The organism is Liquorilactobacillus hordei DSM 19519 (genome assembly GCF_019443985.1).
GTDB lineage: Bacteria > Bacillota > Bacilli > Lactobacillales > Lactobacillaceae > Liquorilactobacillus > Liquorilactobacillus hordei.
Genome location: NZ_CP049303.1, coordinates 561328 through 575483, shown reverse-complemented (window position 1 = coordinate 575483; position 14156 = coordinate 561328). Strand labels below are relative to the sequence as shown.

General features: G+C 37.1%; 14 protein-coding genes. 9 read left to right on the top strand and 5 right to left on the bottom strand.

All coding sequences use genetic code 11. The features are described 5' to 3' along the window. The first annotated feature begins 130 nt into the window (after positions 1-130). The 9 genes from G6O70_RS03910 to G6O70_RS03870 all read left to right on the top strand — a co-directional run bounded on the left by G6O70_RS03910 (position 131) and on the right by G6O70_RS03870 (position 10022). Complete coding sequence (locus tag G6O70_RS03910; RefSeq protein WP_057869442.1) at positions 131-1750, top strand: malolactic enzyme; 1620 nt, start codon at positions 131-133, stop codon at positions 1748-1750. Positions 1751-1762: 12 nt separating this feature from the next. Next, on the top strand, positions 1763-3181 hold the full coding sequence (locus G6O70_RS03905) for an anion permease (protein WP_219934310.1): 1419 nt from the start codon (positions 1763-1765) through the stop codon (positions 3179-3181). A 495-nt stretch (positions 3182-3676) separates the two neighbouring features. Then, a complete protein-coding gene (pxpB, locus tag G6O70_RS03900) occupies positions 3677-4405 on the top strand; it encodes a 5-oxoprolinase subunit PxpB (RefSeq protein WP_057869444.1) in 729 nt (242 codons plus the stop codon). A gap of 11 nt (positions 4406-4416) precedes the next feature. Next, on the top strand, positions 4417-5427 hold the full coding sequence (locus G6O70_RS03895) for a 5-oxoprolinase subunit C family protein (RefSeq protein ID WP_057869445.1): 1011 nt from the start codon (positions 4417-4419) through the stop codon (positions 5425-5427). Between the two features lie 14 nt (positions 5428-5441). Further along, positions 5442-5858, top strand: a complete 417-nt coding sequence (locus G6O70_RS03890) for an acetyl-CoA carboxylase biotin carboxyl carrier protein (protein ID WP_057869446.1) — start codon at positions 5442-5444, stop codon at positions 5856-5858. Between the two features lie 10 nt (positions 5859-5868). After that, complete coding sequence (locus tag G6O70_RS03885; protein ID WP_057869447.1) at positions 5869-7188, top strand: acetyl-CoA carboxylase biotin carboxylase subunit; 1320 nt, start codon at positions 5869-5871, stop codon at positions 7186-7188. Between the two features lie 11 nt (positions 7189-7199). After that, positions 7200-8000: a putative hydro-lyase gene (locus tag G6O70_RS03880; protein WP_057869448.1), complete on the top strand. Its 801-nt coding sequence runs from the start codon at positions 7200-7202 to the stop codon at positions 7998-8000. A gap of 12 nt (positions 8001-8012) precedes the next feature. Next, positions 8013-8762, top strand: coding sequence for a LamB/YcsF family protein (locus G6O70_RS03875; protein ID WP_057869449.1), 750 nt, complete (start codon positions 8013-8015; stop codon positions 8760-8762). A 30-nt stretch (positions 8763-8792) separates the two neighbouring features. After that, positions 8793-10022: an NRAMP family divalent metal transporter gene (locus tag G6O70_RS03870; protein ID WP_057869450.1), complete on the top strand. Its 1230-nt coding sequence runs from the start codon at positions 8793-8795 to the stop codon at positions 10020-10022. A 160-nt stretch (positions 10023-10182) separates the two neighbouring features. On the opposite strand, the gene G6O70_RS03865 is transcribed toward G6O70_RS03870, so the two are convergent. The 5 genes from G6O70_RS03865 to G6O70_RS03845 form a co-directional block, all read right to left on the bottom strand. Then, the gene (locus tag G6O70_RS03865; protein WP_057869451.1) at positions 10183-10668 is read right to left on the bottom strand and encodes a glutathione peroxidase; all 486 of its coding nucleotides are present in this window, start codon (positions 10666-10668) and stop codon (positions 10183-10185) included. 80 nt (positions 10669-10748) lie between these two features. Next, positions 10749-11354 (bottom strand): response regulator transcription factor, encoded by a 606-nt coding sequence (locus G6O70_RS03860; protein WP_057869452.1) that lies wholly within the window; start codon positions 11352-11354, stop codon positions 10749-10751. Further along, positions 11347-12459, bottom strand: coding sequence for a sensor histidine kinase (locus G6O70_RS03855; RefSeq protein WP_057869453.1), 1113 nt, complete (start codon positions 12457-12459; stop codon positions 11347-11349). The genes G6O70_RS03860 and G6O70_RS03855 overlap by 8 nt, the downstream gene beginning before the upstream one ends. Continuing rightward, positions 12449-13213 carry an ABC transporter permease gene (locus G6O70_RS03850; protein ID WP_057869454.1) on the bottom strand — a complete coding sequence of 255 codons (765 nt, stop codon included), beginning with the start codon at positions 13211-13213 and terminating at the stop codon, positions 12449-12451. Before G6O70_RS03850 ends, G6O70_RS03855 begins: the two co-directional genes overlap by 11 nt. Beyond that, a complete protein-coding gene (locus G6O70_RS03845) occupies positions 13206-14102 on the bottom strand; it encodes an ABC transporter ATP-binding protein (RefSeq protein ID WP_057869455.1) in 897 nt (298 codons plus the stop codon). Before G6O70_RS03845 ends, G6O70_RS03850 begins: the two co-directional genes overlap by 8 nt. Between the last annotated feature and the right edge of the window lie 54 nt (positions 14103-14156).

Below are 14156 nucleotides of genomic sequence, written 5' to 3'. Positions count from 1 at the left end.
ATCCTTCCCCACATATAGCGGCATTTAAAATCTCATTATAAGAATATCTTATTAAAAAAATATTTTTTGACTATAAAAAAACAAAGGGTCTATTCTATGTATATCTTAACAAAAGGAAGGTTTAAATAACATGGGAATGAATATTTTAAATGATCCATTCAAGAATAAAGGTACTGCTTTTACATTAGAAGAACGTAAAGAACTTGGTTTGGAAGGTCTCTTGCCTCCCTATGTTCAAACACTTGACCAACAGGTTGCACAAACATATGCACAATACCAGACAAAACCAACAGACCTTGAAAAGCGATTATTCTTGATGCAAATCTTCAATGAAAATCATGTACTTTTCTACAAGCTCTTTAGTGAACATGTAGTTGAATTTATGCCAATTGTCTATGATCCAACAATTGCAGATACTATTGAAAATTACAGCGAATTATTTGTACAATCACAGAATGCGACATTCTTATCCATCGATAATCAAGATGCAATTGAAAACTCACTTAAAAATGCTGCTAACGGTCGTAACATTCGGTTAATTGTTGTTACCGATGCTGAAGGAATCTTAGGAATTGGCGATTGGGGAACAAACGGTGTTGATATTGCTGTTGGTAAGTTGATGGTTTATACTGCAGCAGCTGGAATTGATCCTAGTCAAGTATTACCAGTTGTTCTAGATGCTGGTACAAATAACGACAAACTCTTACAGGATTCGCTTTATCTTGGTAATCACCATAGTCGAATCACCGGCGACAAGTATTACGAATTTGTAGATAAGTTTGTATCTGCTGCTGAACGCTTATTCCCAAATCTTTATCTGCACTTTGAAGATTTTGGTCGCGACAATGCTGCTAATTTGCTTAACAAATACAAAGATAAAATTACAACATTTAATGATGATATCCAGGGTACAGGAATTATCACTCTTGCTGGTATTCTTGGCGCATTAAATATCTCCAAACAGAAAATGACTGATCAGATATATCTTTGCTTTGGAGCTGGTACTGCAGGTGCTGGGATTACAAAACGAATTTGCGATGAATTTGTTCAAGAAGGTTTGAGCGAAGAAGAAGCACGTAAGCATTTTTACATGGTTGACAAACAAGGATTGTTATTTGATGATGATTCAACTTTAACTCCTGAACAAAAGCCATTTGCTCGTTCAAGAAGTGAATTTGCTAATGCCGCTGAATTAACTAACCTATTGGCAGTTGTAAAAGCTGTGCACCCAACAATTCTTGTTGGTACATCTACACAACCTGGCGCATTCACAGAAGAAGTAATTCGTGAAATGGCTGCCCATACTGAAAGACCTGTTATCTTCCCTCTCTCTAATCCAACAAAATTAGCAGAGGCTAAAGCTCATGATTTAATTGAATGGACTGAAGGTCGTGCACTCGTTGCCACTGGTATTCCTGCACCTGATGTTGAATTCAATGGTGTTTCTTATCATATTGGACAAGCAAATAATGCGCTTGTATATCCTGGCCTTGGACTTGGCGTGATTGCTTCAACTGCAACAATCTTAAATGATGAGATGATTTCAGCAGCCGCTCATTCATTAGGTGGAATTGTTGACCCTAAAGAAGCTGGAGCAGCTGTCTTACCTCCTGTTTCAAAATTAGATCATTTCTCAACAACAGTTGCTTTAGCCGTCGCTGAAAGTGCTAAAGTTCAAGGACTAACCAGAGAAAAAATAACAGATGTTGCTTCAGCAATAGATGATGCCAAATGGGCACCCAAATACTAAGGAGGATCTGGTATCTTGGCTACCAAAATAAATTATAAAAAGTTTATTATTCCAATTGCTGTAGCACTAATCATATGGCTAACGACTCCGCTTCGCCCGGCTGGTGTTTCAGTTGTTGCGTGGCATATGCTTGCAATCTTTGTTGCTACAATTATTGGCTGTATCACTCAACCGTTACCAATTGGGGCAGTTGCAATTTTAGGATTCACTACAACAGTTATTACGCATGAAGTTCCTATTGATACTGCTGTTGCCGGTTTTGGTAATAATAGTATTTGGTTAATTGCTATGGCATTTTTCATTTCCAGAGGATTTATTAAGACTGGACTAGGTCGTAGAATTGCTCTTGGATTTGTTAGAATTTTTGGTAAAAAAACACTAGGTTTGGCATATTCATTAATTGGCGTTGACTTAATCCTTGCTCCTGCAACACCAAGCAATACAGCTCGTGCAGGTGGGATTATGTTTCCAATTATTAATTCCTTATCCCATTCCTTTGGTTCTTCGCCCGAGGATAATACTCAGCGCAAGGTCGGATCATTTTTGACTTTTGCTGAATTTCATGGAAATATGATTACTGCTGCAATGTTTTTAACTGCAATGGCCGGTAATCCATTAGCGCAATCTCTAGCCAAAAGTGCACATATTAATGTTTCTTGGATGGGTTGGTTTATTGCTGCGCTTGTACCTGGGATTATAAGTTTAGTACTTGTTCCATACATCATATATAAACTTTACCCACCTGAAATCAAAGAAACTCCTAATGCTAAGGCTTGGGCTGATGAACAACTTTCAGAGATGGGTAAGATGTCTCTACCTGAAAAATTTATGGCAGGAATATTCATTGTTGCTTTACTTCTTTGGGTTTTAGGTGATACGTTGAAGGTCGATGCAACTTTGACTGCATTCATTGCGCTTTCTCTTTTACTGATAACCGGTGTGCTTAGCTGGAGTGATATTTTACAGGAAAAAGGTGCCTGGAATACACTAACATGGTTCTCCATCTTGGTAATGATGGCTAACGAATTGAACGTTCTTGGTTTCATTCCTTGGCTAAGCAAGACTATCTCTACAAGTGTGCATGGCTTATCATGGCCTCTTGTCTTGATTGTTTTAATTTTATTTTACTTCTACTCACATTACCTCTTTGCGAGTGCGACAGCACATGTCAGTGCAATGTACTCTGCTTTACTAGGAGTAGCGGTTGCCTCTGGTGTTCCTCCAATGTTGGCTGCATTGTCACTTGGATTCTTTGGTAATTTATTTGCATCAACTACTCATTATAGTAACGGGCCAGCGCCTATTTTATTTTCAGCAGGCTATGTCTCCCAAAAAGACTGGTGGCGTCTTAATGCCATCTTAGGTATTTTCTATCTTATTGTCTGGCTTGGGCTCGGTAGTTTGTGGATGAAGATTTGTGGTGTTTATTAATTAAATAATACCTTTAAAGTGTACTCTACAATAGTGGAACATAAGTCGCGAAAATTTGAATACCAACTCGAAATTATGAACATAGCAAGTGCTTTGCTACAAGTAATTCAAAGTTAGCCGGAGAATTTTAACTTATAGAACACGTTTATACAAAATGAGTTGAGGAGACTGAGACAAAAAATTAACTTTTGCCCCAGTCTTTTTTGTCTTATTAAATATGTTTCAGAGATTAACTTTCTTTTGTTGTTTAAAATATTTTAATCTTTTCCTTTTTTTGAATTCGTTATAAATAATATTTAATAGATAAATATACACTTTATTATTCAAAGAAATATATCGTGTCCAATTAATTAAATAATTAAAAAACGAGTTTCTATAATTTAAATTAGGTTTTAGTTAGATTCTCTTTAAAAATCTCTCAATAAACGTTATTTTGTTAACTATGCAATTATAAAAATCCAAAAATTATTTTCAACTCATTTAGGGGTGTTATACGTGATAAATTACAAATACGATTTTATACCTGCAGGTGACCAAGGTATCCATATTGTTTTCCCTGAACAAATAGATATTTCAGAAAACCAAATAATTCAAGAGTTAGCACACCAAATACAATCTGAATTTAACTACGAAATCACAGATGTTGTTCCTGCATACAGAACCTTAACTATCAACTTTGATATTAGAAAAACAACTTATTACGAATTCTGCCTTAAATTAAAAAATTTTCTTTCACATTATGTTTCAGATAAAAAGCATAATCAGGGACGGACTTTCGAAATTCCTGTCTGCTATGATTCTGAATTTGGAATAGACCTCGAAGATGTTGCCGCTTTTGGTAATCTAAGCGTTAAAGAATTAATCAAACTTCATTCAAAAAACAATTATTTTATTTATATGATGGGTTTTCTTCCTGGATTTACTTTTATGGGAAATGTCCCTGATCAAATTGCAATGCCTAGGCTCTCTGTTCCACGGTCTTCAATTGCACCAGGAAGTGTCGCAATTGCAGGTAAACAAGCTGGAATGTATCCCGTTGATTCACCTGGAGGATGGCGTATTCTTGGTAGAACTCCAATTACACTTTATACTCCCAGCAGACCTCTACCACCATTTCAAGCAGGTGATTGGGTTAAGTTCTATCAAATCGATCGTGCTGAATACTCAGCGATAAAAGAACTGGATGCTCACGGTGAATATCAGCTTAAAATAATTTCAGGATAAAGGAGAAGACTATGCCAAATATTGAGATTATTAACTCAGGTTTAGCCACAACCGTCCAGGACCTGGGACGAATAGGCCATCAAGCAAAAGGTATCCCTGTCTCGGGAGCCGTTGATCAATACTCATACCGACTAGCTAATGTTCTAGTAAATAATTCTGAAGAATCTGCAATCTTAGAGTTTAGTATTCTGGGACCAACTATCCAATTTAATGTTGAAACCTTCATTGCAATTACTGGAGGTGCTTCTGCACCTACGCTGAATAATTCAGCTATCAACTTGAATACCACTTATGCTGTAAAAAGAGGCGATGTCTTAGCATTTCATCCTATGAAAAGTGGGCGCTTTGGTTATATCGCTTTTGCTAACAACGGACTTCAAGTTGCACCTATCCTGGATAGTCAATCCACTAATACTCGTCTTACACTTGGAGGATATTATGGGCGAGCACTTGCCAGCGGAGATCGTTTACCGGTCAATAATTGCTACCAAATCACAAGTCTAACCAACCGCAGCTTACCTTGGCATGAACCATCTGGCAGTTCAATTCGTTTTATCAAGGGTCCTCAGTGGAACCTGTTTTCTGAAAATGCAAAGCAAACATTTATTGCTGAGCCTTTCACTATTTCATCACAAACCGATCGAATGGGTTTCAGACTAGATGGTCCAAATCTTGAAATACCACAAAAGAGTATGTTATCTGAAGGAACCGTACTGGGTAATATTCAAATAACTAGAGCGGGTCAGCCAATTGTTTTATTGGCAGACCGTCAAACCGCTGGTGGTTATCCAGTGATTGCGACAATAATTGGAGCAGACCTTGGCAAATTTGTTCAATTTGGTGCAGGTCAACCACTTACCTTTGAAGAAGTTTCACTCAAGGAAGCGATCGATGCTCTACGAAATCAATACAAATTTTTAGAAGATTTAACGACTTCTATTTATCAAAAACGGTATCAATATCCAATTGGTCCTATCAGAAGGACAAGTAAAAAAATCGAAGAAATAATTTCTAATAGTTAAAGGAGACTTCTGTTATGGAAATACCAAGTTTAGATGAATTAATTAGTAAATTTCAAGAGGCTGGTCTTACCTACCTCGAAATTAAGAATGGTGAAAATCAGATTACTTTAAAAAAAGAAATAAAAATTGCTGCTCCAATTACAAATGAACAAGAATCCGTGACTGATAAAAAAACAATACCTGAAAAAAGTAAAAAAATTACAATAAATGCACCTTTCGTTGGAACCTTTTATACCTCACCAAGTCCACAAGAAGATACTTTCGTCAAAATTGGTGACAAGATTCAAAAAGGTCAGGTCATCGGTATCATAGAGGCAATGAAAATGATGACTGAGGTTAAATCTGAGGTTACTGGTACTATTACCGAAATTTTGGTCACTAATGAGAGTACGGTTGAGTACAATACGCCACTCATTGTCCTCAAGAATTGAGGTGTTGATTTTGAAAAAAGTTTTGGTTGCAAATCGCGGCGAAATTGCTGTTCGTATTATTCGTGCTTGCCACAACCTAGGATTGAAGGCTGTAGCGGTTTACTCCGTAGCTGATAAAAATAGCCTACACGTCCAACTTGCAGATGAGGCCATCTGCATTGGCCCAGCTGAACCAAATAAAAGTTACTTGAATATTCGTGAAATAATTGCAGCGGCAGAAATCACTCAATCTGATGCTATTCATCCTGGATATGGATTCTTATCTGAAAATGAGGAATTTGCTAAAAAATGTGAAGATGAAAAAATCACCTTTATTGGTCCACAATCTCGTGTAATTGCATTAATGGGTGAAAAAGCCCGTGCCAGAGAGACAATGTTAAAGGCTGGAGTCCCTGTCGTTCCAGGAGGAGACACTGAATTTACCGACTTAATTAGCGGTTCAGCATTCGCTAAAAAAATTGGTTTTCCAGTTATGCTAAAAGCAAGTGCAGGTGGTGGTGGCAAAGGAATGCGGGTCATTCAAAGTGCCGAAAACTTCAGCAAAGAATTTGGCTTAGCTCAAAGCGAGGCTCAACACGCTTTCAATGATAATCATATGTATCTTGAAAAATACCTACCACATCCGCGCCATATCGAAGTTCAAATCATTGCCGATCATCAAGGCAATGTAACTGCGGTTGGTGAACGGGATTGTACTATCCAACAACATCACCAAAAAGTAATTGAGGAAGCACCCGCAATTGCATTACCAGAAAAAACTCGGCAAAGAATGTTCGCTGTTTCTGTGAAAGCCGCAAAAGAAATCGGTTATGTTGGTGCAGGAACAATGGAATTCTTATTAGACGATCCTGAACATTTTTACTTTATGGAGATGAACACTCGCATACAAGTCGAACATCCCGTTAGTGAACTGACAAGTGGACTTGATCTTGTTGAATTGCAACTTTTAATTGCTCGAGGTGAACCCTTGCCTTTTAATCAGGAGTACATTACAACAAATAATTTTGCACTTGAATGTCGAATAAATGCATTAACTGCCGGTAAAATATCTGCTTTACACCTACCAAGTGGATATGGTATTCGAGTTGATACCGGACTCTATCAAGGATATATCATCCCTCCTAACTATGATTCAATGGTTGCCAAGATAATTACTTTTGGCCCCTCAAGAAAAAAAGCAATTACTCTAATGAAAACAGCACTTGATGAGGCAGTTATCTCTGGGGTAAATACAAATCTAGATTTTCTAGTTCAGTTATTAAATGAACCTGATTATATTGAAAATAAAACTGATATTAATTGGTTGGATAAGTTAACAGCCACAATTTAGGAGGTGTCCTCATGGACTTATTGAAGGATATAACGTCATTGTCACCAGTCGAAGTTCGTCACCTGATTCGTGAAGGAAAATTCACTAAACCTACGAGTGGATTGGCTTCAGGATATACTCAAGCCAATTTAGTAATTTTACCAAAGAATTTAGCATATGATTTTTTATTATTTGCTCAAAGAAATCCTCGTCCCTGTCCAATCTTGGAAGTTAGTGATGCTGGAAGTCGCGGTTTGCATAAATTTGCCCAAGATATTGACTTAGCGAATGACTTTCCGCGTTACCGTATTTATCGTAACGGTATCTTCACTGATGAGGTCACTAGTGTCACAGATTACTGGCAAGATGATTTAGTAAGTTTCCTAATTGGATGTAGTTTTTCTTTTGAAGCAGAGTTAATTGCAGCCGGAATTGAAATTCGCCACATAACAGAAGGAGTTAATGTCCCAATGTATAACACCTCCATTCCTCTTGAATCTGCAGGTAAATTCCATGGAAATATGGTTGTTAGTATGCGCCCCATTCCTGAAAGCCAAGTAGTAACTGCTGTTAATGTAACTGCTGCGATGCCAAAGGTTCATGGAGCACCTATTCATATTGGAAGTCCTGAATCAATCGGGATCACTGACATTTCAAAACCTGATTATGGTGATCCTGTTACAATCAAGCACGGTGAAGTTCCAGTATTTTGGCCATGCGGTGTAACTCCACAAAATGCAATTATGCAGGTTAAACCAGAATTCGTAATTACACATGCTCCCGGTCATATGCTGGTGACAGATGTTAAAAATACCATATTAAAATATGAATAGGAGTTGATTTCAGTGACAAAAATTGATTTAAACAGTGATTTAGGTGAGAGCTTTGGTCGCTATAATCTAGGAAAAGACAAGGAAATTATTCAACTAGTAACTTCCGTTAATATTGCATGTGGTTTCCACGCCAGTGATCCTGACGTGATGGCTAAAACTGTCGCCTTAGCTGAAGAAGCGGGTGTCGGGATTGGGGCACATCCCGGTTATCCTGACTTGCAAGGGTTTGGTAGACGAAATATGCTATTGCAACCTGCAGAAGTTGAACATCTAATAACTTATCAAGTTGGAGCACTTCAGGCTTTTACATCTTCAAAGAAACTCCATCATGTCAAGCCTCATGGGGCACTTTATAATATGGCAGCTAAGGACTATGAACTCTCATTAGCAATCTGTCATGCAATTAAGTCTATCGATCCAGACCTTCCAATCTATGCTCTTGCAGGTAGCAAAACAGTCCAAGCAGCAGAAACTGTTGGCATACGTTGCGTACAAGAAGTGTTCGGTGATCGAAATTATTTGCCTGATGGTAATCTAGTACCCAGAAGTGAAGCAAATGCTGTTATTACTGACCCCGCAGAAGTTGCTGCACATGTACTTGAAATGGTAAAGAATCAAGCAGTAACTGCGATTGACGGCTCAACCGTACCACTACAAGCTGATTCTATCTGTGTCCATGGTGATAATGCAGCAGCATTGGCGATTGTCGCTAATCTCCGTGAAACACTTCAGCAAAATAAAATTAAGCTTCAGGCTTTTTAAAGAAACCATAAAGAGAGAAGGAATTTCACTATGATGAACAAATCAAAAGATTCTAATAACATCCCTGATTTAAATGGCCCTAAAGCTTCTCCACGCAGTATTGCAATGGGTGCTGCATTTTTAATGGCTATGGCTGCCGTAGGTCCAGGATTTCTAACCCAAACTGCTACATTTACCGGACAAATGGGAGCTGATTTTGGTTTTGCCATTCTAATTTGTATTGTTTTTGATATTATTGTCCAAATGAATGTTTGGCGAATTATTGTTGTCAGCGGTAAAAAAGCACAAGTAATTGCAAATGATATTTTCCCTGGCCTTGGATATTTACTTTCATTTCTTGTTGCAGTTGGTGGCCTTTTCTTCAATATTGGAAATGTTGGTGGTGCAGGCCTTGGGCTTAATGTACTTTTCGGCATCTCACCCGAAAATGGTGCCGTAATTGCAGGTGCGCTTGCAATTATCATCTTTGTTGTTAAAAATGCATTAACTGTTATGGATCGCACTGTTCAAATTCTGGCTGTTGTTAAGGTTGCTATCTTACTTTACATTATCTTTATCATGGCAGTGCCTTATCAGGCGGCCGTTCATCATACATTTTTACCTACAAAAATTGATTTCTATTCAATTGTTACAATTGTTGGCGGAACTGTTGGTGGTTATATTTCATTTTCCGGTGGTCATCGACTCATTGAAGGTGGAATGAAGGGTAAACAAAACATTAAGTATGTTAACGAAGGTGCCTTGACAGGGATTGGAATTGCCTCTTTTATCCGTGTATTACTTTTCCTAGCAGGGCTTTCTGTTGTCGTAACGGGATACAAGCTTGATCCTACGAACCCCGCAGCTTCAATTTTTAAGTATGCTGCAGGCAACTTTGGTTACAAATTCTTTGGATTGTTACTCTTTGCAGCTGGGATGACCTCCATTCTCGGTTCAACATTTACCTCAACTTCTTTCTTAGATTTTGCAGTTAAATCAAAAAATGACCTGCAAAAATCACGTAAAGTATTAATCATTAGTTTTATTGTAATTTCAACTGTCATCTTCTATATTGTCGGGAGTCCCGCAAAGGTCCTAGTTTTTGTGGGAGCAGCTAATGGATTTGTCCTCCCTATTGCACTGGCAATTCTTTTAATTGCTAGTGTTTCTAAAAAAATTGTTGGTGATTATCACCATCCAAAATGGTTAATTTTTTCTGGTTGGTTCGTTGTTGCCTTCATGGCCTTTGCAAGCATCAAAACAGTGATTGGATTGTTTTAAATAACTTAATGGTACTTTTAACACAAAAAGTGTGGCATAAGTCGAGAGAATTTAGAGTTAGACGGATAATTTTGACTCATGGAACATATTTACTCACAATAAAAAAGAGATAGGTTCAAAAGTTAACTTTTGGCCTAATCTCTTTTTTTAATTCCACATATTATTTTATTTGTGGCAAGACTTTCTGGATATCGTTCTCAAATGCCTTGGGTTTTGTTTTTGGTGCAAAACGCTGTAGAACTTTGCCCGTTGGATCTATCAAGAACTTAGTAAAATTCCACTTAATTGAATTGCCCAGTTCACCTGGTGCCTCTTTTTTTAGATATTTAAATAATGGTGCAGTTTCTTTTCCGTTCACAACGGTTAACTCATGCATTGGAAATGACACTCCATATGTCGTCCGACATGCTTGCGCAGCATCTTGGCCATTAGCAAGCTCTTGCTTAAACTGATTAGATGGAAATCCTAAAATAACTAGCCCCTCATCTTTATACTTCTCGTAAAGTTCTTCTAATTCTGCAAACTGTGGCGCCAAACCGCATTTTGTAGCTGTATTGACAATCAGCATTGTCTTACCTTCGTACTTTGAGAGTTGGTACTTCTCTCCATCTTCACGTGATACCTCAAAATCGTATATTGTAGTCATTTCTTGTGTCATCTCCTTTTAAGTACAAGTATAATCCCAAAGTTTTAATTTGATAAGATATTAGCTGGTTCATTTAAATTTCAGAGCCATTTATTCTTCTTAACTACCTTAATCGCTTCAATTCTATTATGTACCCCTAACTTACTGAAGACTGCAGACAGATAATTACGCACCGTTCCCTCTGATAAGAAAAGTTGCTGTGCTATCTGCTTTGTTGTAATACCACTCTCAGCTACCTTCAGAATTTCCAACTCTCTTGTACTAAGTGGATTGTTCTCTGCGGAAATCATGTCAACTACCAATTCTGGCGCAAAAATCGTTTTACCGGCAGATACATCTCTAATTGCAGCTATAAGCTCTTCACTAGGACTATCTTTTAACAAATAACCCGAAACATTCGCTAGCACGGCTTGTTCAAAATAAGCTTTTTGCGCAAATGTCGTCAGAATAATAACTTTCTCCTGCAAGTTCTTTTTATTTACCTGCAACGCAACCTCTAAGCCTGTCATCTTAGGCATTTCAATATCTAAAATCACAACATCTGGTTTCAAGACTTGCAAGTCTTGCCAAGCTTTTGCTCCATCAACAGCATTACCTACAACCTGAAAATCATCTTCCAGATTTAATAACTGTGTCAACGCACTATTTAATAAACTCTGATCTTCTGCTATATATATTTTAATCATTATCCTCAGTCACTTTCATTTGAGTCAATACCACATGTGTTCCACGATAATCATGATAGATTTCAAATTTTCCATTTGCTTGAGTCATTCGTTCACGCATTCCTCTGATTCCATTGCCACCTGCTCTTACAAATCTTTTGCCAACTCCATCATCAATTACTTCAACTCTATAAATATCCTCATCTGAATAAAAAAGCAACTGAACTTGATGTGCATTTGCGTGATGCAAGATGTTGCTAATTGCCTCAGTCAAAGACTTCCCAAAAACTGCTTGCGTTTGTGTTGGCCATTTGACTGCCTGCTCCTCACCTTTAGTAAGTAATAAAATATTTGCCGTTGCAAGATTCTTGCCCTGTTCCAAGAGAATTTCATTGAGAGACTTTTGATGTAGATTATTAACAATTGAACGTACTAATTGTAGATTCTGTCGACTAGTCTGTTCAATATCATTTAATTCTGCAGCTACTTTATCTGGATTCTTAATTAAGAGCTTCTTTGCTAGTTCTGTTTTTATCGTAATCATCGAAAAGCTTTGCCCCAGTGTATCATGTAGATCACGTGCAATGCGTTCCCGTTCACCACGCTGGATAATCGTTTCAAGTCTACGATTAGTCTGATTTAACTGATGCTGTCTAAATGACGAAATTGACAATATACTAGAACAGATTGGTGAAACTAATGGGAAAATAATTCCCATTGAGGAACTATCTCTCCAAAATTCAGGATACCTCAATTGAATTCTTACCAAAGTAATTCCGATTATTAGGTAATAAGCCATAAGAAAATATTTTTGATACTTTCTTGGATAATGCACTAATATCCAAGGTACTTGCCAAGCAGGGAAAATAATCAGATACAGATTAAAATCAAAAATTGCAAATATCCCTGTTACTAATAATTCCAGTGGAATTGTGAGATAACGGTATTCTCTAATCTCATTAACAATAATATAGAGAATCAGAAATAATCCCGCTAATAAAAACCAATAGACATCTTCATTACTTTTAATCGGGATAAACTGTATCAACGTGTAAGGTAAATATATCAGCCAGACATATGATACCCAATCTATTTTTTTGAGTTTACTAAAGCCTTTAAGCTTCACTAATTCTTAGTCCCTTCTTTTGCTGTATCTTTACAACTAAAATTGTTATGCTAAACATAATCGCTATCCACGTAATAATACCATAAATGTCTCCTAAATCTAGTTCACCATGAAGCATTGTTTTTTCTAACAAATTATTCGCAAAATAAGTTGGCATTACTTTGCCAATCCCTTGCAACCAATCTGGCATGGTATTGATTGGCCACCACAGCCCGCTGACTATTGCTAACGGAAAGGCAATCAAGTTACTGGCAACACTCAAAGTTTCTTGCGTTTTAAAATAAGACATCAGTGTTCCTAACAAGATCATTGGAATCTGCCCAATTAATACAATCAGTAAAATCACAGCAAATTGTTCTAAACTAAAATTAACATTATTAACGAAACGAGCAAGTATTCCCAAAACAATCACAGCACAAAGATTTAGCAATACAGTAATTGTATATACGGAAATATAATAATTTTTACTGCCAGTCGGTGTCATTTGCAGAAATAAAACCAACCCCTTATCACGATCACTTTTTAAAATTGTTGCCACCCCAAAAACGGCACCGATTACTCCACTATAGATTATCATACTGCCCATATAGGTCATATAAAATTGATGCATCTCTGGGCCGCTCCCCACAATCATTATCTTTGTAAATAATAAATAAAATCCCGCAGGCATTAATAACGTGAAAAATAAAAACGATTTATTACGAATCATTATTCTTAGTGCATCAAACTTTAGCTGTCTTATAATTTTAGTCATTTTTACTGTTCCCCCTATCTGTTGTCATCTGTAAAAATATTTTTTCTAATGTCTCATGTTCAACCGTAATATTTGAAACTCTCGGATATTTCAATAATAATTCTTTAAGTGTTCTGTCTCCATCAACTGATTTGATTACAACTTGACTGCCACTTTCTTCAACGTTAACTACTCCAACTAACTCTGCAAAATTATGTTGTTCAGATTCACTAGTAATACTAATTGTGGTTTGTTTATGCAGTGCTTGCAGTTCTTTTAAAGTTCCTTCGAATGTGAACTTTCCTGCTTGTAAAACAATTAGCCGACTAGCAACCTGTTGAATCTCTTCCAGATAATGGCTTGTAATAATCATTGTCTTACCTTGTTCACGAAGTTCTTCAATCGACTCCCAGAAAATGTGCCTTGCTTGTGCATCCATTCCAACAGTCGGTTCATCCAAAAAAAGTAAATCAGGATTGCTCAACAGCGCCTGTGCAAATGTAACTCTACGCATCAGTCCACCTGATAATTCCTTCAAGAACTTGCGCCGATGTGGTACTAAATTCAGCTTTATTAGTATTGATTCCAGTGGATTAGCATTGTTATATTGCATCGCAACTTCTTCCAAAAATTCTTCAACTCTGACATTAGATAATCTTAAATCTCCTTGTAGCATTGACCCAATCTTTTGTTTTGCAAGCAATGAGCCTGGATGACCACCAAACACCTGAACGTTCTTCTTACTTGGTAACAATCCTAGTAAGATATTCAATAAAGTTGTTTTTCCCGCTCCATTTTCACCAATTAAGCCAATAATTTCACCCTTATTAACACTCAAATTCAAACCTTTTATAATTTCATTTTTACCATAACTAAAACTCAAGTTTTCTATACTTATTATCTGCTCCATCATGCACCCCCATGTAACTTATCTTAAGTCAGGGCAATAAAAATCCCCAGTCAG